General features: G+C 64.2%; 24 protein-coding genes. 17 read left to right on the top strand and 7 right to left on the bottom strand.

What is annotated here, in order from left to right; translation table 11 throughout:
* Positions 1 to 7: 7 nt before the first annotated feature.
* The 3 genes from ACN9M3_RS14205 to ACN9M3_RS14195 all read right to left on the bottom strand — a co-directional run bounded on the left by ACN9M3_RS14205 (position 8) and on the right by ACN9M3_RS14195 (position 3,129).
* Positions 8 to 772, bottom strand: coding sequence for a TorF family putative porin (locus tag ACN9M3_RS14205; protein WP_426323259.1), 765 nt, complete (start codon positions 770 to 772; stop codon positions 8 to 10).
* A 75-nt stretch (positions 773 to 847) separates the two neighbouring features.
* Positions 848 to 1,852: a diguanylate cyclase domain-containing protein gene (locus tag ACN9M3_RS14200; RefSeq protein WP_426171646.1), complete on the bottom strand. Its 1,005-nt coding sequence runs from the start codon at positions 1,850 to 1,852 to the stop codon at positions 848 to 850.
* Between the two features lie 20 nt (positions 1,853 to 1,872).
* A complete protein-coding gene (locus ACN9M3_RS14195; protein WP_426323256.1) occupies positions 1,873 to 3,129 on the bottom strand; it encodes a PepSY-associated TM helix domain-containing protein in 1,257 nt (418 codons plus the stop codon).
* Between the two features lie 92 nt (positions 3,130 to 3,221).
* On the opposite strand from ACN9M3_RS14195, the gene ACN9M3_RS14190 reads away from it, so the two are divergent.
* Entirely contained in the window at positions 3,222 to 5,399 is a 2,178-nt protein-coding gene (locus ACN9M3_RS14190) for a TonB-dependent receptor (RefSeq protein WP_426323254.1), read from the top strand.
* A gap of 3 nt (positions 5,400 to 5,402) precedes the next feature.
* Here the strand turns inward: ACN9M3_RS14190 and ACN9M3_RS14185 are convergent, their stop codons facing one another.
* Entirely contained in the window at positions 5,403 to 7,661 is a 2,259-nt protein-coding gene (locus ACN9M3_RS14185) for a carbohydrate binding family 9 domain-containing protein (protein WP_426323252.1), read from the bottom strand.
* Positions 7,662 to 7,745: 84 nt separating this feature from the next.
* Here ACN9M3_RS14185 and ccmA point away from each other — a divergent pair, with 84 nt between their 5' ends.
* The 14 genes from ccmA to ACN9M3_RS14115 all read left to right on the top strand — a co-directional run bounded on the left by ccmA (position 7,746) and on the right by ACN9M3_RS14115 (position 18,406).
* Positions 7,746 to 8,366: a cytochrome c biogenesis heme-transporting ATPase CcmA gene (gene ccmA, locus ACN9M3_RS14180; protein ID WP_426171638.1), complete on the top strand. Its 621-nt coding sequence runs from the start codon at positions 7,746 to 7,748 to the stop codon at positions 8,364 to 8,366.
* Positions 8,360 to 9,028, top strand: a complete 669-nt coding sequence (gene ccmB / locus ACN9M3_RS14175; RefSeq protein ID WP_426171636.1) for a heme exporter protein CcmB — start codon at positions 8,360 to 8,362, stop codon at positions 9,026 to 9,028. Before ccmA ends, ccmB begins: the two co-directional genes overlap by 7 nt.
* Before the next feature lie 15 nt (positions 9,029 to 9,043).
* On the top strand, positions 9,044 to 9,814 hold the full coding sequence (ccmC, locus tag ACN9M3_RS14170) for a heme ABC transporter permease CcmC (RefSeq protein ID WP_426171634.1): 771 nt from the start codon (positions 9,044 to 9,046) through the stop codon (positions 9,812 to 9,814).
* Complete coding sequence (ccmD, locus tag ACN9M3_RS14165) at positions 9,811 to 9,984, top strand: heme exporter protein CcmD (protein WP_426171632.1); 174 nt, start codon at positions 9,811 to 9,813, stop codon at positions 9,982 to 9,984. Before ccmC ends, ccmD begins: the two co-directional genes overlap by 4 nt.
* Positions 9,981 to 10,430, top strand: a complete 450-nt coding sequence (gene ccmE / locus ACN9M3_RS14160; protein WP_426171630.1) for a cytochrome c maturation protein CcmE — start codon at positions 9,981 to 9,983, stop codon at positions 10,428 to 10,430. The genes ccmD and ccmE overlap by 4 nt, the downstream gene beginning before the upstream one ends.
* On the top strand, positions 10,427 to 12,403 hold the full coding sequence (locus ACN9M3_RS14155; protein WP_426323248.1) for a heme lyase CcmF/NrfE family subunit: 1,977 nt from the start codon (positions 10,427 to 10,429) through the stop codon (positions 12,401 to 12,403). Before ccmE ends, ACN9M3_RS14155 begins: the two co-directional genes overlap by 4 nt.
* Positions 12,400 to 12,927 carry a DsbE family thiol:disulfide interchange protein gene (locus tag ACN9M3_RS14150; protein WP_426323246.1) on the top strand — a complete coding sequence of 176 codons (528 nt, stop codon included), beginning with the start codon at positions 12,400 to 12,402 and terminating at the stop codon, positions 12,925 to 12,927. Before ACN9M3_RS14155 ends, ACN9M3_RS14150 begins: the two co-directional genes overlap by 4 nt.
* Complete coding sequence (locus tag ACN9M3_RS14145) at positions 12,920 to 13,240, top strand: cytochrome c-type biogenesis protein (protein ID WP_426323244.1); 321 nt, start codon at positions 12,920 to 12,922, stop codon at positions 13,238 to 13,240. The genes ACN9M3_RS14150 and ACN9M3_RS14145 overlap by 8 nt, the downstream gene beginning before the upstream one ends.
* Positions 13,237 to 14,328 carry a tetratricopeptide repeat protein gene (locus ACN9M3_RS14140; RefSeq protein ID WP_426323242.1) on the top strand — a complete coding sequence of 364 codons (1,092 nt, stop codon included), beginning with the start codon at positions 13,237 to 13,239 and terminating at the stop codon, positions 14,326 to 14,328. Before ACN9M3_RS14145 ends, ACN9M3_RS14140 begins: the two co-directional genes overlap by 4 nt.
* A 71-nt stretch (positions 14,329 to 14,399) precedes the next feature.
* Positions 14,400 to 14,561 (top strand): periplasmic nitrate reductase, NapE protein, encoded by a 162-nt coding sequence (gene napE / locus ACN9M3_RS14135; RefSeq protein WP_426171621.1) that lies wholly within the window; start codon positions 14,400 to 14,402, stop codon positions 14,559 to 14,561.
* A 2-nt stretch (positions 14,562 to 14,563) separates the two neighbouring features.
* Positions 14,564 to 14,833, top strand: coding sequence for a chaperone NapD (locus ACN9M3_RS14130; RefSeq protein WP_426323240.1), 270 nt, complete (start codon positions 14,564 to 14,566; stop codon positions 14,831 to 14,833).
* Complete coding sequence (gene napA / locus ACN9M3_RS14125) at positions 14,830 to 17,325, top strand: nitrate reductase catalytic subunit NapA (protein ID WP_426323238.1); 2,496 nt, start codon at positions 14,830 to 14,832, stop codon at positions 17,323 to 17,325. The genes ACN9M3_RS14130 and napA overlap by 4 nt, the downstream gene beginning before the upstream one ends.
* Positions 17,326 to 17,330: 5 nt before the next feature.
* Positions 17,331 to 17,813 (top strand): nitrate reductase cytochrome c-type subunit, encoded by a 483-nt coding sequence (locus ACN9M3_RS14120; RefSeq protein WP_426171616.1) that lies wholly within the window; start codon positions 17,331 to 17,333, stop codon positions 17,811 to 17,813.
* An 11-nt stretch (positions 17,814 to 17,824) separates the two neighbouring features.
* Entirely contained in the window at positions 17,825 to 18,406 is a 582-nt protein-coding gene (locus ACN9M3_RS14115; RefSeq protein ID WP_426323236.1) for a cytochrome c3 family protein, read from the top strand.
* Here the strand turns inward: ACN9M3_RS14115 and ACN9M3_RS14110 are convergent.
* Positions 18,392 to 19,351, bottom strand: a complete 960-nt coding sequence (locus ACN9M3_RS14110; protein WP_426171612.1) for a GlxA family transcriptional regulator — start codon at positions 19,349 to 19,351, stop codon at positions 18,392 to 18,394. The two genes, ACN9M3_RS14115 and ACN9M3_RS14110, sit on opposite strands and share 15 nt — an antisense overlap.
* Positions 19,352 to 19,431: 80 nt before the next feature.
* On the opposite strand from ACN9M3_RS14110, the gene ACN9M3_RS14105 reads away from it, so the two are divergent.
* On the top strand, positions 19,432 to 20,067 hold the full coding sequence (locus ACN9M3_RS14105) for a cysteine hydrolase family protein (protein ID WP_426171610.1): 636 nt from the start codon (positions 19,432 to 19,434) through the stop codon (positions 20,065 to 20,067).
* Here the strand turns inward: ACN9M3_RS14105 and ACN9M3_RS14100 are convergent.
* The gene (locus tag ACN9M3_RS14100) at positions 20,013 to 20,363 is read right to left on the bottom strand and encodes a hypothetical protein (RefSeq protein ID WP_426323234.1); all 351 of its coding nucleotides are present in this window, start codon (positions 20,361 to 20,363) and stop codon (positions 20,013 to 20,015) included. The genes ACN9M3_RS14105 and ACN9M3_RS14100 overlap by 55 nt on opposite strands.
* Before the next feature lie 108 nt (positions 20,364 to 20,471).
* Between ACN9M3_RS14100 and ACN9M3_RS14095 the strand changes: the two genes are divergently transcribed.
* Positions 20,472 to 20,786 (top strand): hypothetical protein, encoded by a 315-nt coding sequence (locus tag ACN9M3_RS14095; RefSeq protein WP_426171607.1) that lies wholly within the window; start codon positions 20,472 to 20,474, stop codon positions 20,784 to 20,786.
* A gap of 10 nt (positions 20,787 to 20,796) precedes the next feature.
* Here the strand turns inward: ACN9M3_RS14095 and ACN9M3_RS14090 are convergent, their stop codons facing one another.
* A complete protein-coding gene (locus ACN9M3_RS14090; protein ID WP_426323231.1) occupies positions 20,797 to 21,723 on the bottom strand; it encodes a Gfo/Idh/MocA family protein in 927 nt (308 codons plus the stop codon).
* Position 21,724 lies beyond the last annotated feature (1 nt).

Here is a 21,724-nt window from a genome sequence, read left to right as displayed (position 1 = left end):
ACGCTCCTCAGAAGGTCTTGGCGACAGTCAGGACAAAGGTGGCTTTCTCCGTGTTCGAAAAGGCCAGGTGGCCATTGGCATCGGGCACGCCGCTGGTGTATTCCCGGTATACATTGGTGGCGCCCCAGCCGCGCGTGACGGCGGCAGCAACCGACCAGCCCCCTTCCAGCGCCTTGGTCACCCCGGCCTTGGCATCGCGCCAGTCCCAGATGTCGTTGCCGGCTCCGCCGACGCGCGCATCGCCCGCATGCAGGTTGAGCGTATAGCCGTTGCCGAGGTCCTGATTCAGGCCGATATCGAGGTAGCGCGTGCCGCGCCCGTGCGTGATGCCGAAGAAATGCGGGCTGACCGTGTAGTTGTATTTGACGTAGGCAGACTTATACGTCAGGCCCAGCGACAACTCGGTGTAGTTGAAGGTGGTATCGGTGGCGCTGACCTTGGCGCCCGGATACAGGTACTCATACAGGATCAGGCTGTAGCCGATATCGCCCCTGGTAACCGAATAGCCGGCGTACAGATCCCATTCGATCTTTGCATTTTCAATAAACTTGTCGCTGACATTCGAGGCCCAGGTGCCGGCGACCAAGCCGCTGGGATGGACATAATCGACGCCAATTTGCAACGCCGGCTTGTCCCACGTTTGCCGGATGCCGCGTGAGACATATTGGCTGGCAAAAGTAACGGTAGTGGCAAGTGTAGGCGCTGGCGCTGGTGCTTCCTGCGCCATGACCGCGTGCGGCAGCAAGGCCGCCAACCAGAAGCAGCGTTTCATCACACCCTCGCTTTCTTATTGTTTGGGGAGATGCAAACAATACTATCAGGCTATGCGGAGTAGCTCCAAACGATACTACGCTGCAACAGCCTTGCGTGCGTGCTTGACGCGGTACATGGCCTGGTCGGCCAGCTCCATCAGCCGGTCCATATCCTGCCCGTCTTCCGGGCTGATGGCGTAGCCGATGCTGGCGCCCAGGCGCAAGGCGCGGCCTTCAAATTCAAACGGCGCGCCGATCGCGGTGGTGATGCTGTTGCACTTGTTGCCGACGCCATCGCGGTCGCGCACGCCGCACAGGATGATGCCGAATTCGTCGCCGCCCAGGCGCGCCGCCAGGTCTTCCTGCCGCAGCTCGCGCGAAATGCGTTCGGCCACCTGGCGAATGGCGGCATCGCCGGCACGATGGCCCAGGTTGTCGTTGATCGCCTTCAGGCCATCCATGTCGATGTTGACCACCGCCACGCTGCTGGCAGCGCGCCCGGCTTGGGCGAGTTGCTGGCGCAGGCGGTCGTAAAACAGGGCGCGGTTCGCAAGGCTGGTCAGCGCGTCGTGCGTAGCGCGGTAATACAGGTCGCTCGACTCGTATTGCACGGCATGGTAGATGGCGGCGCCGATCAGTTCCGACAGCAGGCCGAGGATCTGCGCCTGGTAAGCATCGAAGGCATTGACGTGCGGCGCGCCGACCTTGAGCACGCCGACGCTCTCGCCTTCGTGGCGCAAGGGCACCACCAGCATCGAACGCAGGCCGACCTTGCGGCAGGCGGCGCGGTCGACGCGGGGGTCGGTTTCGGAATCGTCGCATTGCAGGATCCGGTCCTGCGCCACGCACAGGCCGGACAGGCTGCCTTCGCGTTTCAGCCGCAAGCCGAGCGCACCTTCGGCGACGCCGGCGGCGGCGCGGTACACCATGTCGTTGCCCTCGGCCAGTTCCACCACGGCGGCTGTCGCGCCGCACAGGGCGCCGGCACGCTGGCAGACCAGGTGCATCACGCCCCCAAGGTCCAGGCCCCGGCGTGCAATATCGGTTTGTAAGTTGATGATCTCCAGCAATACCGCTGGATTAAGGTTCAGCGCATCCATCGTGCCACGACCACAAAATCTCACACATTTTCACAGCTTTCAGTGTGATGCATTTGTGACCGTTTGGCAACTTTTTTAGCTTCTTTTATGCTAGCTTTTGCAGCGACGGCACGCGCTTTGCGATGCATCGCGCGGCGGCCCAGCCATAACACCAGGCCGGTGACCATGAAGGCTAGCGGTGCCAGGCCGCTGAAGGACACCAGCACCCGGCCCGCCATGCCGAAGGCCTCGCCGGTATGCAGGGGGAATTGCCAGTTCATGAAGGTATCGCCCGATGCTGCATTCAGTGGATCGCGCACGCGCAGCACCGCGCCGCTGAAGGCATCCACGCTGACCCGGGTACTGCCGTCGCCCTCGCGGATCTCGCCGGGCTGGCGCAGGCGGATTTCATAAGGCGCCTTGGCCGAACCGAGCGACACGCGCGACAGGCGGCCCTTCGGCACGCGCTGCTGGGCAACCTCCATCGCAGCCGCGACATTGATCGGCTTGCGGCCCTGGTCCGGGCCATTGGCCACCTTGCCGTTGTGCTCCAGCGTAGCCACTGCGCCGACCACCGGGCGCACCCAGTCCGGCAAATTCATCGCCAGGCCGGTAAAGCCCAGCACGGCCAGCACCGGGGTCATGAAAAAGCCTGCCGAACGGTGGAAGCTGTAATTGAACTGGCGCGAGGTGACGGCGCCGCGCACAGCCAGCGCCTTGCGCAGGCTGGCCAGCGTGTGCTTCGGCCACCAGAGAGCAAAGCCCAGCAGCGAGGTAATCGTCAGCAGCAAGCCGGCGATGCCGATCACCGTCTTGCCGACGTCGCCGGCAAACATATAGCGATGCAGGAGGAACAGGGTCGGCATCAGCAGCTCGCGCGACAGGCCGAATTCGCCGTAATTGCGCTCCCCGAGAATGTCCAGCGTGTAGCGGTCCAGCATGACCTGGCGCGAAACATCGGTATCGAAGCTGCCCTTGTCCTTGTTCGGTTTGCGGTACCAGGCCACGTACACGTCGTCGGCCTCATACGGCAGCATCAGCATGGTCGGCTTGCCATATCCAGGCGCCTCGGCCAGGCGGTCGACTGCGGCCTGCGCGTGGGCCGGCGATGGCGCGGCATCGGCCTTGCCCTCGGCGCCGCGCGAGTGCAGCAGGCCCGGATTCAGCGCCCCATCCAGTTCATGTGTCCAGGCGATCACCACCCCGGTCAGGCCGGCAATGACGAAGATCGCCCCGAAAACCAGGGACACATACAGATGGATATCGCGCAGCCGCGCACGCAGCAAACCGGTCAGCATTTTTTATGTCAGCAATAAAGTGTTTGAAATTATAAATGAGAATGATTATCATTGCTGCTTTCTTTTGTATCTTTCTGTTTAGGAGTCACTGTATGACCGCGCTGAATCCCCTCACTCGTGCCGTAGCACTGGCCTGCCTCGCCCTCTCCGGGAGCGCAGCATTCGCACAAAGTGCCGGGGAGCCGATGAAGGAAGTGGTCGTTACGGCAACCCGCAACAGCAAGAGCGTGGACAAGATCCCCGGCGCGGTCACCGTGATTTCGCCGCGCGAGCTGGAAACGCAATACCTGCTGGCCGACGATCCCTCCGCCGCGCTGGCCACCTACATCCCCGGCTACGCCCCGAGCCGCCAGAAGATGAGCTCCACCGGCGAATCGCTGCGTGGCCGCAACGCCCTGATCCTGCTGGACGGCGTACCGCAAACCAACCCGCTGCGCGGCGGCATGCGCGAAGGCTATGTGGCCGATACCGCCATCATCGAGCGCGTGGAGGTGATCAACGGCGCCTCCGCCATGCAGGGCATGGGCGCTACCGGCGGCATCATCAACTACATCACCAAGTCGCCGAAAGCGGACGGCACCACGCAGTCGATCAATGTGCGCATGGCTTCCCAGCTGCGCCACGACAGCCTGGATTGGAAGACCGGCTACACCCTGCAGCACAAATCGGGCGATTTCGACCTGCTTGCCTTCGGCAGCATCCAGCAGCGCGGCCTGGGCTACGACGGCAAGGGCCGTCCGCTGGGCATCGAAGCGGTGCAAGGCGATACCATGGATTCCCAAGGCACCGACCTGTTCTTCAAGATCGGCAAGAACTTCGGCGACCAGCGCCTGCAGCTCACCGTCAACCGCTTCCGTATGGAAGGCGACGGCGATTACTCGCCGGTCGATGCCAACTTCGCTACCGGCACGCCAACCAGTTCCAGGCCAGGCAGGCCAGCCCTGGCGCCGCCGCGCAACAAGGTCGAAACAAGCAGCCTGGAATACCGCCACAACAACCTGCTTGGCGGCAGCTTCAGCGCGCAAGTCTTCAAGCAGGACTTCGCTTCGCTGTACGGCGCAACCACCACGGCCACTTTCCAGGACCCGACGATCGACCCGCGCGGGAAAACGTTCGACTCGAACGGCAAAATGTACGACCAGTCTGAAGTGGTGGCCGACAAGTACGGCGCCAAGCTGACCTACGTGCGCCCGGACACACTGGTCAAGGGCCTGGAATTCACGGCCGGCCTGGACTACCTGCGCGACCGCACCAAACAATGGCTGGCCGGCACCGGCCGCACCTGGGTGCCGACCCTGGACTTCACTTCCCTCGCCCCGTTCACCCAGCTTGAATATGAAATCGGCCCGCTGACCGTGCGCGGCGGCATCCGCCATGAAGACGCGAAGCTGGACGTCGATACCTATACCACCCTGGCCGCCTACAAGAGCCGCCTAGTGCAAGGCGGCCAGCGCTCGTTCACCAAGAACGTGAAGAATATCGGCGCCGTGTGGCGTTTCAACCAGAACTGGTCGGCCTTCGTCTCCAGTGCCGAAGGCTTTGGATTGCCGGACGTGGGCCTGGTGCTGCGCGCCGTGAACAAGCCCGGCCAGTCGGTGGACCAGTTGTTCGACATGCAGCCTGTCATCACGCGCAACAACGAAATCGGCGTGAACTGGCGTGGCGCCATGGGCAGCCTGGGTGCATCGGTCTACGACTCGCGCTCCAAGCTCGGCACCGCATTGCGCGTCAATTCCGCCGGCATCGGCCAACTGGACCGCGTACCGACCACTGTGCGCGGCTGGGAGATTTCCGGCGAACTGCGTGCAACGAAGACCCTGTCGGCCTTCGGCTCCTTCGCTCGCACCATGGGCAAGACCGCCACAACCGCCGGCGCACCGATGGACGTGGAACTGGGCGCCCGCTCGCAAGGCCCAGGCAAGCTGGTGGCCGGCACGAACTGGCAGTTCATGCCGAAGGCGAACCTGCGCCTGCAGGCAACCACCCTGTTCGACCGCGACATCAATATCGGCCGCAAGGTGAACACCACTGACCTGGAAGAGCACTTCAACGGCTACACCCTGCTGGACCTGGCCAGCAGCTACGATTCCCCTTGGGGCAAGCTGGGCGTAGGCATCGAGAACCTGGCCAACCGCCAGTACGTTGGCTACTACCCGCAGTCGGTCAACGTCAACTACACCGCGCAAACTGCGGTCAGCTACAAGGACTCTTCCTCGTACTTCGCCGGTCGCGGCCGCACCCTGTCGGTCAGCCTGACCCGCAGCTTCTAAGCCTCAAATCCCCCACTGGACCTTGAGCGTCAGGCCCTTGCTGGAACCCGGCAAGGCGCCATTGGCGTCCGTCGTGGCGCCAACGGAGACGATGCGGTCGTGACGCGTGGTGCGCTTGTACAGCAGCGAACGATGGCGGTATCGTTCGCTCCATGGCTCCAGCAGCTGCGGCGCCACGTCCTGCCGCCCTGACGAAGTGTTCTGCACGATCATGCGCAGGGCATCGCGCGGCGTGGCGTGCAGGGTGCCGACCCAGCGCCAACCGTTGTCGCTGAAATCCTGCAGGCTGCGGTGCTTGACCCAGGAACGGTTCCAGCGATGGTCGGACTCCAGGCTCCAGTTGCCGGGCAGCGGAAAGCGCAGGTTCGCTTCCAGTTCCAGGCTGCCGCCCTTGCCTACCTGGTCCGCTTCCACGTCGAGCTGGCGGCCCAGCGTCAGTTCACCCTTCAGCTTGACGAACCATGAAGAAGGCGTGCTTTCGATGCCCATATGCGCCGCGGGCGTCTTGTGCAACTTTGCACCGCCGCGCCCGCGCTGGCGGTCGAAGCCCAGGTCGGCCCAGTAGCGGGTCTGGCGACCAGCGTAGAACCAGATGCCGGGGCGCACCCAGCGCTGCACCGTTTCATGCGACAGCGTCCGGATTTCGTGCAGGCCGAGGTGCAGCTCCGTTTCGTAAGCCTCGAACAGCGCCAGGTCGCGCGCGCCGGTACGACGGTTGATCTCAACGTCGCCTTTGATGATCCCCGCCTGCGGCACGAAACCGTTATCGTTGGCGAAGTTTGTGCCGATAACTTCCAGCTGTGCGACATTCAGCCAGTCGTCGGAACTGTAATTCAGCCTGCCGTAGCCATAGCCGCTGTTGCGCGCTTCGCTGGCAAGCGCACGGCCTTCGCTATCGAATCGCGCGGTAGTGCGCGAGGCCATGGCGGTCCACGCAAGCTGGATGTGGCCGTCGCCGTTTGCCGGTGCCCGCCATTGGCCGTCGGTACCCAGCACGGTGTTGCGTGCACCGGCACCGTAGTCGCGGTCGGACAGGAAGGCGCCAGCCACGGCCTGCCCGCCATGGCCGCGTGCGCGCAGCAGCATCGCCTTGCTGTCGCCGGCGCTGACGTGCTCCTGCGTTTCGTAAGGGCTGCCGCGCATCACGACGCCGCCGGCACGGTCATCCAGCGCCAGGGCTGTGGCGTCGGCGTCGGCGCCGCGCCAGGTTGCACGCAGGCCCCAGCGGGGATCGGCCACGGTGCGCGAGTAGAACGCCGGCAGCCGCATGCCCAGCACGTCCGCGCTTTCGAGGAAGAAGCCGCGCTTCTCCGGCAGGCTCAGGGCAATGCGGTTGGTGCCGTTGCTGGTGGGCGCGTCGATCTCGACCTGCGAGAAGTCGGGATTCAGGGTGGCGTTAAAGACCCAGTCCGCGCGTGGACGGGCGCTGATATCCATGCCCAGGCTGGTCTCGCTGCTGCGTTGGCCGTAGCCGCGATTGAAGCGCTGCGTGAGTTCGGGGCGGAACTCCCAAAAAGCCCGGTCCTGCACCGTCGGCAGTACTTGAGCCATGCCTTCGATTTCCTCCATCTCGGCGATGAAATGCAGCGACTCTTTCTTCAGCGGCGCGCTTAGCAGCAGCATATTGTCTTCGTGCGGCACGCTGCGCTCCACCATCAGGCGCCACGGCTTGCCTTCGCCATACGGGAAGCGCAGGCTAGATAGCGGCCAGCGTACTTCCATGGTATAGCCGTCGGGCAGCAGGTGGACTGCGCTTTCGACCGGGTAGTCGGGGCCCAGGTCTTCTTCGTCTTCGTCGGCGCGGTAAATGCCGTCGCTCATGACGCCAGCCACGTTGACGCGAACGAATTGCGCCGAGCGGCCATGGCCACTCGGGTCGATCCAGATGCCGATGAAGTCCTGGTCGCGGTCAACCTTGTCGCGCCGCGCCAGCGTGCCGTTCAGGGTTTTCGGGTCGCCATTCCAGGCGCGGATGCCGAAGACCAGCGCATCCCGGTCGACCAGTACACGCACCGTGGTGCGCACGTGTTCCGGCGCGTCTCGGCCATCTTCCGGCTGGAACTGGTAGAAGCGCGTATTGACCGGCGCCAGTTCCCAGGCCGCATCGTCAAGGCGGCCGTCAAGCTGCAGCGCAAGCGCTTGCGGCGCCACATGCGCGGCGATGCTGCGGCGCTTGGGCTCCTCGCTTTCGGCGGCAAACAATGGGATGGATACAGCAAACTGGGAAAAAACCAGGAAGCGCAGAAAATTTCGGGCATACATGATCTAGATTATAGATTTGCCAATTTGGCCCTGGCAAGCGAACATACGGGTGATAGGATGATGGCCACTTCGATGAGGGGATTCATGGGATTGACCTGTCAACAGCTAACATGCCGTCGCGGCCGCAGCACCCTGTTCGCTGGCGTCAGCTTTTCGCTGCAAGCCGGCGAAGCGCTATGGGTGCAGGGCCGTAATGGCAGCGGCAAGACTACTCTCCTGCGCTCCCTGTGCGGGCTCGCCCTGCCCGACCGCGGCGCCGTGCATTGGCAGGGCAAGCCTATTCTCGCCGCGCGTGCCCAATACCACTCCCAGTTGCTCCACATCGGGCATGCAGACGGCTTGAAGCCTGACCTGCTGGCGTGGGAAAACCTGGCGCTGGGCGGCCTGCCGGGCGAGCGGTGCAGCCGTGAAGACGCCATGCGGGCCCTGGATGAAATCGGGCTGCGGGCCGAGGCCCAGCGCGCAGTGCGCCTGCTCTCGCAAGGCCAGCGCAAGCGCGTTGCCCTTGCCCGGCTGCTACTGTCGCCTGCTCGCCCCTTGTGGATCCTCGATGAACCGCTGGCGGCGCTGGACCAGGACTCCGCGGCACAAGTCGGGCAGGTCCTGCAGGCGCATTGCGCGCGCGGCGGCATGCTGGTCCTGACCACGCACCAGGACCCGGACCTGCCGGGCGCACGCCAATTGCAGCTGGGCGCACCATGCTGAAAGCTGCTCGCCAGCTGATGCAACGCGACCTGCTGCTGGCCATGCGCCGGCGTAGCGACGCCTTGATGCCGCTGGCCTTCTTCCTTGTCACGACCACGCTGTTCCCGCTGGCGATCGGACCGGACAGCAAACTGCTGCACAGCGTCGCCCCCGGCATTGTGTGGGTGGCGGCCTTGCTGGCCTCCCTGCTTGGCCTGCAGCGGCTGTTCGCCGACGACCATGCGGACGGCTCGCTGGAGCAGTTGCTGCTGTCGCCGCAGCCACTTGAAATCCTGGTGCTGGCGAAGGTGCTGGCGCACTGGCTGACGTCGGGCCTGCCCTTACTGGTACTGGCGCCGCTGGTCGCCCTGCAATACGGCCTCGACGCCGAACCAATGGCAGTGCTGTGGCTCGGCCTTCTGCTTGGCACGCCGGTGCTGAGCCTCCTTGGCAGCATCGGCGCAGGCCTGGCGCTTGGCGCGCGCGGCGGCAGCGTACTGGTTGCACTGATATTGATGCCCCTGTATATTCCCTTACTAATTCTTGGTAGCTCCTCGGTTGTAGCCGCCAGCGACGGTACCGGCAGTGCGCCCCACCTGATGTTGTTGGGGGCCCTGCTGGCGGGGTCGCTGGCAGCCGCTCCCTGGGCCACTGCCGCAGCGCTGCGGATTGCACACGAGTAGGACGGAGTTCATCATATGAATCAACCGTATTATTCCACCGCAAACGGCGCCCGGCGTCGCCTCACTGTATTCACTTTCGCGTCCCCGCGCAACTTCTACGATCTGGCCGGACGGCTCATCCCCTGGTTCACGGCACTCGGAGTGCTGACCGCACTGGCCGGCTTGGCTATTGGATTGCTAGTTGCGCCGACCGACTTCCAGCAAGGCGACGCCTACCGCATCATCTTCGTCCACGTACCGGCGGCATGGATGTCGATGCTGGTTTATATGGCGATGGCGGGATGGGCCGGTTTCGGCCTGGCCTACCGCACCGGCGTCTCGTCGATCATGGCCAGCGCGCTGGCGCCGACCGGCGCCCTGTTCACTTTTCTCGCCTTATGGACCGGCGCCCTGTGGGGCAAGCCGACCTGGGGCGCCTGGTGGGTTTGGGATGCGCGCCTGACCTCGGAGCTGATCCTGCTGTTTCTCTACTTGGGCTACATGGGCTTGCACGCTTCGATCGCCGATCCGCGCCGCGCCGACCGCGCTGCGGCGGTGCTGGCCCTGGTGGGTGCAGTGAACATCCCGATCATCTATTTCTCGGTTTACTGGTGGAACACCCTGCACCAGGGACCATCCGTCACCCTTGGCAAGGCACCAAGCATGGCGCCGGCCATGCTGGCGGCCATGCTGCTGATGGTGGCGGCGTTCTGGTGCTACGGGATTGCAGTCGCGCTGCGCCGCGCACGCTGCATCGTGCTGGAACGGCACGGCAGCGCTGCCTGGCTGCGCCGGAGGACGAAATGAACTGGAACAGCTTGCAGGACTTCCTCGCCATGGGCGGCTATGGCCGCTATGTGTGGGGTTCTTTCAGCGTGGTTTTCGGCCTGATGATGCTGGAGATATGGGCGCTCGGCCGACGCGAACGCGAGGCCCGGGCCTCCGTCACCAATCACGATGACGAAGGTGCAGCATGAAGCCGCGCCACCAACGCCTCGCCCTGATCGGCGCCAGCCTGGCGGCCTGCGGCATCGCGGCAACGCTGGTGCTGTCCGCCTTCCGCGACAACCTGGTGTTCTTCTTCACGCCCTCGCAGGTGGTAGCCGGGGCCGCGCCGCGCAACGGCATCTTCCGCATCGGCGGCCTGGTGGAACAAGGCAGCGTGCGGCGGCTGGATGACGGCCTGACCGTCAGTTTCGTCATCACCGACAATGTGCAGAAGGTGCCGGTGCATTACAAGGGAACCCTGCCCGACCTGTTCAAGGAAGGCAAAGGCGCCGTGGCGCAGGGCCGCCTTGGCCAGGGCGCGCTGTTCCTGGCGCAGGAAGTACTGGCCAAGCACGATGAAAACTACATGCCGAAGGAAGCCGCGCACGCGCTGGAACAGGGCCGCGCGCCCGCTTCCCTGAAAGGCATGCCATGATCGCGGAGGCAGGCAACTTCGCATTGGTCCTTGCCTTGCTGCTGGCCGCCGTTCAGGGCATCCTGCCGCTGGCCGGAGCCCGGCGCGGTGATGTGCGCTGGATGGCATTGGCGCGTCCGGCCGCCGCGGGGCAGTTCATTTTCAGCACGCTGGCTTTCGGCTGCCTGTTCTACGCCCTGTACGCCAACGACTTCTCGCTGCGCTACGTGGCCCAGCATTCCAATACCCTGCTGCCCTGGCAATACCGCCTGAGCGCGGCCTGGGGCGGCCACGAAGGTTCGCTGCTGCTGTGGACCTGGCTGCTTTCCGCGTGGACCTTTGCCGCCGCCAGCCTGTCGCGGCAGCTGCCGCGCGAGGTGCAGGCGCGCCTGGTGGGCGTGCTTGGCCTGGTGGCCGTGGGCTTCCTGCTGTTCCTGATCCTGACGTCCAATCCCTTCCTGCGGATGCTGCCTGCCGCGCCGGATGGCAACGACCTGAATCCGCTGCTGCAGGATGCAGGCATGATCGCGCACCCGCCCTTGCTGTATATGGGTTACGTCGGCTTCTCGGTGACCTTCGCGTTCGCCATCGCCGCTCTGCTGGGCGGCCGGCTCGATGCGTCGTGGGCGCGCTGGTCGCGGCCGTGGGCGCTGGCCGCGTGGAGCTTCCTGACTCTCGGCATCGCAATGGGCAGCTTCTGGGCCTATTACGAATTGGGCTGGGGCGGCTGGTGGTTCTGGGACGCGGTGGAAAACGCCTCCTTCATGCCATGGCTGGTCGGCACGGCGCTGCTGCACTCGCTGATCGTGACGGAAAAGCGCGGCACCTTCCGCAGTTGGACCGCGCTGCTGGCGATCCTGGCTTTCTCCCTGTCGCTGTTGGGCACTTTCCTGGTGCGCTCTGGCGTGCTGACGTCGGTGCACGCCTTTGCCACCGATCCGCGCCGCGGCGCCTTCATCCTGGCCTACCTGGCCGTAGTGGTCGGCGGCTCGCTGCTGCTGTATGCATGGCGCGCGCCACGCCTGCGCCAGCGTACCGTTTTCTCTCCGATGTCGCGCGAGTCGCTGCTGCTGTTGCAGAACGTCGTCATGCTGGCTGCAACCGGCACCGTGTTGCTTGGCACTCTGTACCCGCTGGTGCTGGATGCCCTCGGCGCAGGCAAAATCTCCGTCGGGCCGCCGTACTTTGAAAAAGTCTTCGTGCCGATGATGTTGCCGGTGCTGCTGCTTGTCGCGGCTGGCCCGTTCGCCGGCTGGCGCAACGGTACGGTGGCCCAGTTGGCGCGCCGCCTGCGCTGGCCGGCCGCCATGGCGCTTGGCATTGGCCTCGGCGCGGCATTGCTGGTACGGGGATCTCTCATGTCTTCGCTCGGCCTGCTGCTGGCTGCCTGGGTCTTGCTTGGCACCGCCTGGCAAGTGATCCAGCAACGGCGCAAGCTGGCGCGCCAGCCGCGCTCATGGTGGGGGATGATGGCCGCTCATGCCGGACTGGGCGTGTTCGTGATCGGCGTCACCATGGTCAAGGGCCACGAGCTGGTGCAGGACGTGGTACTGGCGCCGGGCCAGCAGGCGTCGCTCGGCGAATACAGCTTCACCCTGCAAAAGCTGGAAAACAAACGAGGGCCGAACTACACTGCCTTGCGCGCCAGCGTGACGGTCGCGCACCAGGGACAGGCGGTAGCCCTGCTTCAACCGGAGCAGCGCCGCTATACCGTGGCGCAGGACACCATGACCGAAGCCGCCATCGACCGCGGCCTGCTGCGCGATTTGTACGTATCGCTTGGCGACTCGGCCGGCGACGGCCGCTGGCTGCTGCGCATCCAGCTCAAGCCTTTTGTCGGCTGGATCTGGGGCGGCTGCGTGCTGTTCGCCATCGGCGGCCTGCTGGCCGCGTCGGACCGCCGCTACCGCAGCGCGCGCCAGTCGCAGTGTGCCATGCCCGATACCGCAGCCGCGCCTGCGCTGGCCGCCTCCTTGCTGCCGGAGCCCCAATGAAACGCTTCATTCTTCCCATTGGCCTGTTCGCTGTGCTGCTTGCCTTCCTCGGCATCGGCCTGCAGCGCAATCCACGCGAGCTGCCGTCGCCCCTGATCGGCAAGCCGGTGCCGCAGTTCTCGGCGCAGATGCTGGACAACCCTGCCGACACGGTGTCTCCCGCCAAGATGCAGGGGCGCGTGTGGGTGCTGAACGTCTGGGCGTCCTGGTGCGAAGGCTGCCGCATCGAACACAAGGACCTGCTGGACCTGTCGCGCGCCGTTGACGCGCCGGTGATCGGCTTGAACTACAAGGACCAGCGCGACGATGCCCTGCGCTGGCTGCAAAACAACGGCAACCCCTATCGCCAGATCGCCTTCGACCACGATGGCCGCATCGGCATCGACTTCGGCGTGTACGGCGTGCCGGAGACTTTCGTGATCGACCGCCACGGGATCATCCGCATGAAGCATATCGGCCCGCTGTCGTTGCCGGAAGCGCGCGAACGCGTTGCCCGCAAGGTGAAGGAGCTGGCCCATGGCTGACGTCACCGCCGCCACGCTTGACGCGCGCACCATGGCGCTCGCCGAAGAACTGCGCTGCCTGGTTTGCCAGAACCAGAGCCTGGCCGATTCCCACGCCCCGCTGGCACTGGACTTGCGCCAGCAGATCCACCAGCAACTGGCCCAAGGCCGCAGCGAGCAGCAGGTGGTGGACTTCATGGTACAGCGCTATGGCGACTTCGTTTTGTACGAGCCGCCGCTGAACGCAAGCACCGCCCTGCTCTGGTTCGGCCCCATGCTGCTGCTCGCAGCCGGTTTCCTGACGCTGCGTGGATTCTGGAAGGCAAAGCAATGAGCATGTTCATCGCCATCGTCGGCATCATGTCCGCCATCGCACTGGCCTGTGTCGTGCCGCCGCTGATGCGCCGCAGCGCCGGCGAAGCGCACGCTCCCGGCTCACCGGGCGGCCAGCAACCGCAAACGCGCATGGCGCTGGCGCTCACGGTGCTGCTGCCGGCAGCGGCAGTCGCCATTTACATGCAGGTTGGCCGTCCCGACGCGCTCACCATGCCGCCCGAGCTGCTGGCCGCTGCCGCCACGCCAACCGACCACGGGCCGTCGGAGGAAGACATTCCGGCCATGGTTGAGCGCCTTGCCGAGCGACTTCGCACGCAACCACAGGACATCGACGGCTGGCACATGCTGGCGCGCTCCTACAGCGCCATGAACCGCTATGCGGATGCAGCCAAGGCCTATGGCCACCTTGCCACGCTACTGCCGCAGGATGCAGGCCTGCTGGCCGACTACGCTGATGCCCTGGCTACTGCGCAGGGCGGCGCATTGGCCGGCGAGCCTGAACGGCTGATCGAGCGCTCGCTCGCCATCGACCCGCAGCAACCTAAAGCGCTTGCCCTCTCCGGCAGTGCAGCCTTCGCCCGCGGCGACTTCGCTCGCGCAGAAAAACAATGGCAGGCCGTCCTGCCCCTGGTGCCAGAGGATTCCGAATTCGCCCGCTCGACGCATGCCGGCATCGCCGAGGCGCGTGCGCGCCAGGGTATCCCTGCCGCCGCAATCGACGCGCCAACACCAGGGTTACCGGCGCGCCTCTCCGGAACGGTTCGCCTTGCGCCCGGAAGCACTGCGCCGGCCCCGGGCCAGGTGCTGTTCATCTTTGCCCGCTCCGCCAATGGATCGCCGATGCCGCTGGCGGCAATCAAGCGGCCTGCCGGAGATTTTCCGCTGCAGTTTGTGCTGGACGACAGCAACGCGCTGGCAGCAGGGACGCGCCTGGCCGAGGCGGGGCCGTTGATCGTGGGGGCAAGAATCTCCGCCAGCGGCAGCGCTACGCCGCAGGCAGGCGACCTTGAAGGCCAAACCGGTCCGGTCAGGCCTGGCGCCAGCGGATTGGCAATTGAACTCGCCGTCCGCCCGCCAGCGAAATAGTTTTACATCAGGCAAAGCGCTTAACCTGCGCTAATTTTATGAAGCACCTTTCTCCGTAAAATGGTGAGCAAATGGAAAACAAAGAACCCGTCGCCAGCAAGGCGCAAGAATTGAAGGTCTTCCTGTTCATGACGGTGGTCCTGGCCCCGATCCTCGCGGTAGCAACGGTAGGCGGCTATGGATTCATCGTGTGGATGTACCAAATGCTCACCGGCCGCCTGCCAGGTGCATGACCATGGCCGCCGAAATCCACATCGCCGGCGTCATCGTCCACGTCACGCCCGCACAAGTGGCGGAAGTGCGTGCCCAGCTAGCCATCCTGCCCCGCTGCATCGTGCACGCCGCTGAAGCGGACGGTCGACTGATCGTCACGCTGGAAGCGGAAAGCGCACCCCGAACACTCGACGTAATGGATGCCATCCGGGCCCTGCCCGGCGTCCTCAACGTCGCCCTGGTTTACCAGCATGCCGAACCCGCCAACTCAATGGACGAGGAATTACAATGAAACAGACTCGCCGTGATTTCATCACACAGACTGCCGCGATGACGGCAGCCGCCACCGCCGGCATCCAGCTGCCTGCCGCCGCCTCCAACGTCGTCACCGACGCCGCCAAGACGCAGCTCAAATGGAGCAAGGCGCCCTGCCGCTTCTGCGGCGTGGGCTGCGGCGTCAACGTCGGCGTCAAGGACGGACGCGTGGTAGCGACACATGGCGACATCAACGCCGAAGTCAATCGCGGCGTCAACTGCGTCAAGGGCTACTTCCTGTCGAAGATCATGTACGGCGCCGACCGCCTGACCCAGCCCCTGATGCGCATGAAGAACGGCAAGTACGCCAAGGACGGCGAGTTCCAGCCAGTGTCGTGGAATGCCGCCTTCGATGAAATGGCAAAACAGTTCAAGAAAGTGCTGAACGAGAAAGGACCGACCGCCGTAGGCATGTTCGGTTCCGGCCAATGGACCATCTGGGAAGGCTACGCGGCCTCCAAGCTGATGAAGGCCGGCTTCCGCACCAACAACCTGGACCCCAACGCGCGCCACTGCATGGCGTCCGCCGTGGCGGGCTTCATGCGCACCTTCGGCATGGACGAGCCGATGGGCTGCTACGACGACATCGAAGCCGCCGACGCCTTCGTGCTGTGGGGCTCCAACATGGCGGAAATGCACCCCATATTGTGGACCCGCATTACCGACCGCCGCCTGTCGAACCCGCACGTGAAAGTGGCGGTGCTGTCGACCTACGAGCACCGCAGCTTTGAGCTGGCCGACCAGCCTATCGTCTTCACGCCGCAGACCGACCTGGCGATCCTGAACTACATCGCGAACTACATCATCAAGAATAATCGCGTCAACAAGGACTTCGTCAACAAGCATACGCGCTTCGTGATGGGCAACAAGGACATCGGCTACGGCCTGCGCCCCGACAACCCGCTACAGAAGGCCGCCACCAACGCCGGCGATGTCGGCGGCGGCAAGCCAAGCACGTTCGAAGAATACGCCAAGTTCGTCAGCGCCTATGACGTTGAATCCGTCTCCAAGCTGAGCGGCGTGCCGCGCGACCGCCTGGAACGCCTGGCCGAACTGTATGCCGATCCAAAGACCAAGGTGACCTCCTTCTTCACCATGGGCTTCAACCAGCACACGCGCGGCACCTGGTGCAGCAACCTGCTGTACAACATCCACCTGCTGACCGGTAAAATCTCCTCGCCAGGCAACAGCCCGTTCTCGCTGACCGGACAGCCTTCCGCCTGCGGCACGGCACGCGAAGTCGGCACCTTCTCGCATCGCCTGCCAGCCGACATGCTGGTGGCTAATCCCAAGCACCGCGAGATCGCAGAAAAGATCTGGAAGCTGCCGCCGGGGACCATCCCCGAAAAGCCAGGCTTCCACGCGGTCCTGCAAAGCCGCATGCTCAAGGACGGCAAGCTGAATGCCTACTGGGTCATGTGCAACAACAATATGCAGGCCGGCCCGAACATCATGGGCGAAATCCTGCCGGGCTGGCGCAATCCGGACGCCTTTGTCGTCGTTTCCGACCCCTACCCGACCGCCAGCACCACCGCGGCCGACGTGATCCTGCCGACCGCCATGTGGGTGGAGAAGGAAGGCGCCTACGGCAACGCGGAACGCCGCACCCAGTTCTGGCACCAGCTGGTGAGCGCGCCGGGCGAAGCACGTTCCGACCTGTGGCAGCTGATGGAATTCTCCAAGCGGTTCAAGATGGAAGAGGTATGGCCGGCGCCGCTGCTGGCCGCCATGCCGGCCTACAAGGGCAAGACCCTGTTCGATGTCCTGTACCGCAACGGCCAGGTCGACAAATATCCTGCCTCGCAAATCGAAGCCGGCTACCAGAACGATGAAGCCAAGGCCTTTGGCTTCTATCCGCAGAAAGGCCTGTTCGAGGAATATGCGAGCTTCGGCCGCGGCCACGGGCACGACCTGGCGCCGTTCGACATGTACCACCAGGCACGCGGCCTGCGCTGGCCTGTGGTCGACGGCAAGGAGACCCGCTGGCGCTACCGCGAAGGCCTGGACCCTTACGTCAAGAAGGGCGAAGACGTTCGCTTCTATGGCCACCCGGACGGCAAGGCTGTGATCTTTGCGCTGCCTTACGAGAAACCGGCCGAATCGCCGGACAAGGAATACCCGTTCTGGCTGTCCACCGGACGCATGCTGGAGCACTGGCACACCGGCACCATGACGCGCCGCGTGCCGGAGCTCTATCGCGCCGTGCCGAATGCAGTCTGCTTCATGCATCCTGACGACGCCAAGGCGCTCGGTGCGCGGCGCGGCGACCTAATCGAGGTCAAGTCGCGGCGCGGCATGATCCAGACCCGCGTGGAGACGCGCGGACGCAACCGCCCGCCACGCGGGCTGGTATTCATCCCATTCTTCGACGCCAGCCAGCTTGTGAACAAGGTGACGCTGGACGCTACCTGCCCAATCTCTTTGCAGACTGACTACAAGAAGTGCGCAGTCAGCATCCGCAAGGTCTAGGAGCCATGGCCATGAAAAAATTCGCATTCCTTCTTGCTCTTCTTCTGCCGCTGTCCGTCCTGGCCCAGGTGCCGGCGCCGCGCGCCCTCGATAATATGCGCGGCCCGACGCCGTTGGCCGAAACCACCAAGCCGGCGCCGATGGTCAATCCCGACAACAGCGATATCCGGCGCGTGCGCAACTACTCCATGCAGCCACCGGTCATTCCGCACAAGATCGAGGGCTACCAGACCGATAAAAGCGCCAACCGCTGCATGATGTGCCACGCCCGCACCCGCACCCAGGAAAGCCAGGCGCCGATGATCAGCGTGACGCACTTCCAGAACCGCGATGGCAATTTCCTCGCCGAGCTTTCGCCGCGGCGCTATTTCTGCCTGCAATGCCACGTGCCGCAAGCGAACCTTGAGCCGCTGGTGCCCAACCAGTTCAAGGACGTCGACACGATGCTGAACCCAGCCACGCCGGCAACGCCGGCCAAGCATAAATAGAGGGTAACGCCATGTTCAGGCTGATTAAAAACTATTGGAACGTCCTGCGCCGCCCAAGCATGCACCTTAGCCTGGGTTTCCTGGTGATCGGTTCCTTCGTGGCTGGCGTGGTGTTCTGGGGCGGCTTCAACACCGCCATGGAAGCCACCAATACGGAAAAATTCTGTACCGGTTGTCATGAGATGCGCGACAACGTCTATCCAGAGCTGCAGCGCACCATTCACTTCTCCAACCGCACCGGGGTACGCGCCAAGTGTTCCGACTGCCACGTGCCTCACGAGTGGACCAGCAAGATCGCCCGCAAGATGCAGGCATCCAAGGAGGTGTGGGGCAAGGTGTTCGGCACCATCGACACCCGCGAAAAATTCGAAGCGCACCGCATCCAGCTTGCCGGCAACGAGTGGCGGCGGATGAAGGCCAACAACTCGCTCGAATGCCGCAACTGCCACCAGTTCGATTCGATGGACTTCACCCGCCAGAGCAAGCGCGCGGTGGACGCCCACTCGACGCAGCTGGCCAGCGGCGAGAAGACCTGCATCGACTGCCACAAGGGCATCGCGCATACCCTGCCGGACATGTCAGGCGTCAAATAGCTTGCGGTAGGCCGACGGCGAGCTATGGAAGGCAGCGCGGAAGTGCTGCCTTAACGATAGCGCGCTGCCAAAACCTGCCGCCTGCGCCACCGCTTCGATCGAAGCGTCGCTGGTTTCCAGCATGCGCTGGGCGTGGGCCAGGCGCTGGGTCAGCAGCCATTGCTTGAACGAGGTTCCGGTGGCTTGCCGGAAATGGCGCGTGAAATTGCGGCGGCTCATGGCCGCCCGTTCCGCCAGCGCATCCAGGCTGTGTTCTTCGGCCAGGCGATGCTGCACCCAGTCCAGCACCTGCGCCAGGCGGCTGTCGCTGGCGGTAACCGGCAGCGGGCGGTTGATGAACTGCGCTTGCCCTCCTTCGCGGTGCGGCGCCACCAGCAGGCGGCGCGCCACCATGTTCGCGTAGTCCGCGCCCTGCAGCTTGCGCAGCAGGTAGAGCGAGCAATCCAGGCTGGCCGCCGCGCCGGCCGACGTCAGCACGTCGCCCTCGTCCACATATAACACTTCGTCATCGACCTTCACCAGCGGGCAGCGTTCCGCCAACTTGCCGGCAAAGGCCCAGTGCGTGGTGACGGTGCGGCCATCAAGCAGGCCCGCTTCCGCCACTGGAAAGGCGCCAAGGCACAAGCCAACGATGGTTGAACCGCGCGCGTGGGCCTTCTTCAGAGCCTGCAATAGCGCTGGCGGCGAGGGCCGGCAGTCGTCGTGCCAGGTCGGCATGATGACGATATCCGCTTTGTCCAGGGCGCGCAGGCTCTTGCTGGTCGAGATTTCAAAGCCAGCGGTGGTGCGCATCGGACCTTTTTCTGCTGCGCATACCGTCACCTCGTACAAATGCTCGGCATGCGGGCCGCCGAATACCAGGCAAGGCACGGACAGGTGGAACGGAGTGATGCCGTCGAAGGCAATAATGGCCACTTTTTTACGCATGGCCCGATTATATCGCATGTTGTCTCTTGGGCCACTGTCGCGAAATCGGTGCGGACCGCACAATGGATCCCATCAACAACCCAAACGGAGGAAATACCATGCCACGCCGCGCCCTGATCGTGATCGACGTACAAAACGAATACTTCACCGGCAAGCTGCCGATCGAATACCCGCCGGTCGAGCAATCGCTGCCGAATATTGTCCAGGCCATGAAGGTGGCGCGCGAAAGCGGCGTACCTGTGGTGGTGGTGCAGCACGACACGCCAGCCGGCGCACCAGTGTTTGCCGTCGGCTCCGACGGCTGGCAACTGCATCCGGAAGTGGCAGCGCTGGGCGCCGATTATGTCGTCAATAAAAAGCTGGCCAGCAGCTTCACCGGCACCGGCCTCGCGCAATGGCTGGCCGATAACAAGATCGACACCCTGGCGATTGCGGGCTACATGACGCACAACTGCAATGCCTCAACCATCATCGAGGCTGCGCATAGGGGGCTGGCCGTGGAATACCTGTCCGACGCCACCGGTTCGCTGCCGTATGAGAACGCAGCCGGCCGAGCCACGGCGGAAGAGATCCATCGCATATTCAGCGTGGTATTCCATTCCAACTTCGCCGCCGTGACGACCACGCGCGATTGGGCCGACGCCGTCAGCGCCAACCGCGCGCTGTCGAAGGACAATATCTACTTGTCCAACTCACGCGCCCGTGAAAGCTTGGGCCGCGCTTCGTCGGTCTGACGCTTGCCGGCAGGACCGGTGGCCGACTCCTGCGAGCCGGCATGCTGGTCCTGCTGCAGGCTGCCGCCGCCGGCGCTTCCCGCATTGGCGGTGCCGCTGCGCTGGCGCATCCGCTCCGCCGACTGGCGCGCCGCCCAGCCGGTCTGCTGGCTGGCCACGCCGCCCCGCTCACCTACCCCGGCCGTATCCCGCTGCAGCGCCTCGCCGCGCTGCTCGTTGCCCGGTTTGACGCCAGGCGCACGCGCCTTCAGGCTGTCGGGCGCGATCGGGTTCATTTTCTCCTTACTCGTGCTCATCGTTCTCTCCTTCGAACGTATCATGGGCACATGGTGCGCCGCTGCCCGCACCGCAACTATCGGCGCGGGGCAAGCAGTTTTGTAGGATAAGGCCTAGCGGAGGCACCCATGGACTATGACGAACGAATTGCCAAAGTTGAGGCACTTGTGGATACCATCAAGAAAGACATAGATCGGCTCTACGACGCGGTTGAGCGCCTGAAGAAGCACATTGACACTAGCCTGTCCGAGCTTCGGCAACACACGGACAAAGGGCTCGCCGAGCTCAGACTACATACCGACAACGGCCTCGCCGAACTGCGGGCCAGCCTTGACGCGCAACGCAAGGAAGCCAGTGCCAACACGCGCTGGATGGTCGGGCTAACCCTGGTCAACACCTCGATGATCCTGGGACTCTCCGGCAGGATCTTCGGCCTGTATTGACCTGGTTCGCCTACTCAATATACGGTTCGGCGCTCGTGAGTTTGCCGACCAGGAAGGCATCAGCCACCGCCTGCAGCGGCGTGAAGTCGACGTCGGAACTCTTGCTGGCTACCAGGCGCCGGAAATGCTCGTACATCGAAGGGTATTCGCGCTCCGGCTCGTCCAGCACTACCTTGCCATTTACCTCCATGATGCGGCCGCCCAGGTGCAGTGCCATGGTATCGCCAGCCGCCGACTCCACGAAGATGCTCCAGGTCTGCTGGCCCGTCTGCAGGAAATCGAACTCCGCATCGATCGGAACGCCGCGTTCACTCACCATCTCCAACTCAGCCTGGATCGGCGCGCTGCAATTCGACGGCACGTGCAGGGCTGCCTTGCGCACCAGCGCATAGCCCCCCAACAGGTGCGTCAAGATCGACAAGGCGTTAATGCCGGGATCGAACACGCCCATGCCGCCTGCCTCGAAGATCCATTTCTGGCCAGGGTGCCATTGCCGCACGTTTTCCTTCCAGCGGATCTGGATGGACTTGATGGGCCGCGCCAGCATCCAGTTGCGTGCACTTTCCACGCCGGGTGCGAAGCGCGAATGCCAGCCTGCCAGCGCGGTGACGCCGTGCTGCGCCGCCATGGCGGCAATGGACGCGGCCTCGCCCAGCGTTGCCGCTGGCGGCTTTTCCAGGAATACGTGCTTGCCTGCCGCAATTGCCTCGCAGGCGAGCTTGTGCCGCACCTGGGGCGGCGTGCAGATCGCCACCGCTTCGATTTCAGGATGGGCGGCCAGCATGCTGCCCATGTCCGGGTAACGCAGCACGCCTTCCGGCGCACTGGCCGGCGAGCAGCCCGCCACCAGCTCGAGGCCCTTGTTGCCGCGAATTGCGGGGATATGCTGGTCGACTGCAATCTTGCCCAGGCCGACGAGACCAATTTTCAATGCCATG

The sequence above is a fragment of the Pseudoduganella sp. R-43 genome (assembly GCF_049913255.1).
Lineage (GTDB): Bacteria > Pseudomonadota > Gammaproteobacteria > Burkholderiales > Burkholderiaceae_D > Rugamonas.
The sequence above is the reverse complement of the archived record's forward strand: the minus strand, read 5'-3'. Positions and strand labels throughout refer to the sequence as shown.

Bases quoted from the DNA above. Each gene is read 5' to 3' on its own strand.
- ccmB (WP_426171636.1), top strand. From the start codon at position 8,360: ATGCTGAAAGCTGCTCGCCAGCTGATGCAACGCGACCTGCTGCTGGCC.
- napE (WP_426171621.1), top strand. From the start codon at position 14,400: ATGGAAAACAAAGAACCCGTCGCCAGCAAGGCGCAAGAATTGAAGGTC.
- ACN9M3_RS14145 (WP_426323244.1), top strand. From the start codon at position 12,920: ATGGCTGACGTCACCGCCGCCACGCTTGACGCGCGCACCATGGCGCTC.
- ACN9M3_RS14205 (WP_426323259.1), bottom strand. From the start codon at position 772: ATGAAACGCTGCTTCTGGTTGGCGGCCTTGCTGCCGCACGCGGTCATG.
- ACN9M3_RS14110 (WP_426171612.1), bottom strand. From the start codon at position 19,351: ATGCGATATAATCGGGCCATGCGTAAAAAAGTGGCCATTATTGCCTTC.
- napA (WP_426323238.1), top strand. From the start codon at position 14,830: ATGAAACAGACTCGCCGTGATTTCATCACACAGACTGCCGCGATGACG.
- ACN9M3_RS14190 (WP_426323254.1), top strand. From the start codon at position 3,222: ATGACCGCGCTGAATCCCCTCACTCGTGCCGTAGCACTGGCCTGCCTC.
- ACN9M3_RS14100 (WP_426323234.1), bottom strand. From the start codon at position 20,363: ATGAGCACGAGTAAGGAGAAAATGAACCCGATCGCGCCCGACAGCCTG.
- ACN9M3_RS14155 (WP_426323248.1), top strand. From the start codon at position 10,427: ATGATCGCGGAGGCAGGCAACTTCGCATTGGTCCTTGCCTTGCTGCTG.
- ccmA (WP_426171638.1), top strand. From the start codon at position 7,746: ATGGGATTGACCTGTCAACAGCTAACATGCCGTCGCGGCCGCAGCACC.
- ACN9M3_RS14105 (WP_426171610.1), top strand. From the start codon at position 19,432: ATGCCACGCCGCGCCCTGATCGTGATCGACGTACAAAACGAATACTTC.
- ACN9M3_RS14130 (WP_426323240.1), top strand. From the start codon at position 14,564: ATGGCCGCCGAAATCCACATCGCCGGCGTCATCGTCCACGTCACGCCC.
- ACN9M3_RS14150 (WP_426323246.1), top strand. From the start codon at position 12,400: ATGAAACGCTTCATTCTTCCCATTGGCCTGTTCGCTGTGCTGCTTGCC.
- ccmD (WP_426171632.1), top strand. From the start codon at position 9,811: ATGAACTGGAACAGCTTGCAGGACTTCCTCGCCATGGGCGGCTATGGC.
- ACN9M3_RS14115 (WP_426323236.1), top strand. From the start codon at position 17,825: ATGTTCAGGCTGATTAAAAACTATTGGAACGTCCTGCGCCGCCCAAGC.
- ccmC (WP_426171634.1), top strand. From the start codon at position 9,044: ATGAATCAACCGTATTATTCCACCGCAAACGGCGCCCGGCGTCGCCTC.
- ccmE (WP_426171630.1), top strand. From the start codon at position 9,981: ATGAAGCCGCGCCACCAACGCCTCGCCCTGATCGGCGCCAGCCTGGCG.
- ACN9M3_RS14120 (WP_426171616.1), top strand. From the start codon at position 17,331: ATGGCCATGAAAAAATTCGCATTCCTTCTTGCTCTTCTTCTGCCGCTG.
- ACN9M3_RS14195 (WP_426323256.1), bottom strand. From the start codon at position 3,129: ATGCTGACCGGTTTGCTGCGTGCGCGGCTGCGCGATATCCATCTGTAT.
- ACN9M3_RS14090 (WP_426323231.1), bottom strand. From the start codon at position 21,723: ATGGCATTGAAAATTGGTCTCGTCGGCCTGGGCAAGATTGCAGTCGAC.
- ACN9M3_RS14140 (WP_426323242.1), top strand. From the start codon at position 13,237: ATGAGCATGTTCATCGCCATCGTCGGCATCATGTCCGCCATCGCACTG.
- ACN9M3_RS14185 (WP_426323252.1), bottom strand. From the start codon at position 7,661: ATGTATGCCCGAAATTTTCTGCGCTTCCTGGTTTTTTCCCAGTTTGCT.
- ACN9M3_RS14200 (WP_426171646.1), bottom strand. From the start codon at position 1,852: ATGGATGCGCTGAACCTTAATCCAGCGGTATTGCTGGAGATCATCAAC.
- ACN9M3_RS14095 (WP_426171607.1), top strand. From the start codon at position 20,472: ATGGACTATGACGAACGAATTGCCAAAGTTGAGGCACTTGTGGATACC.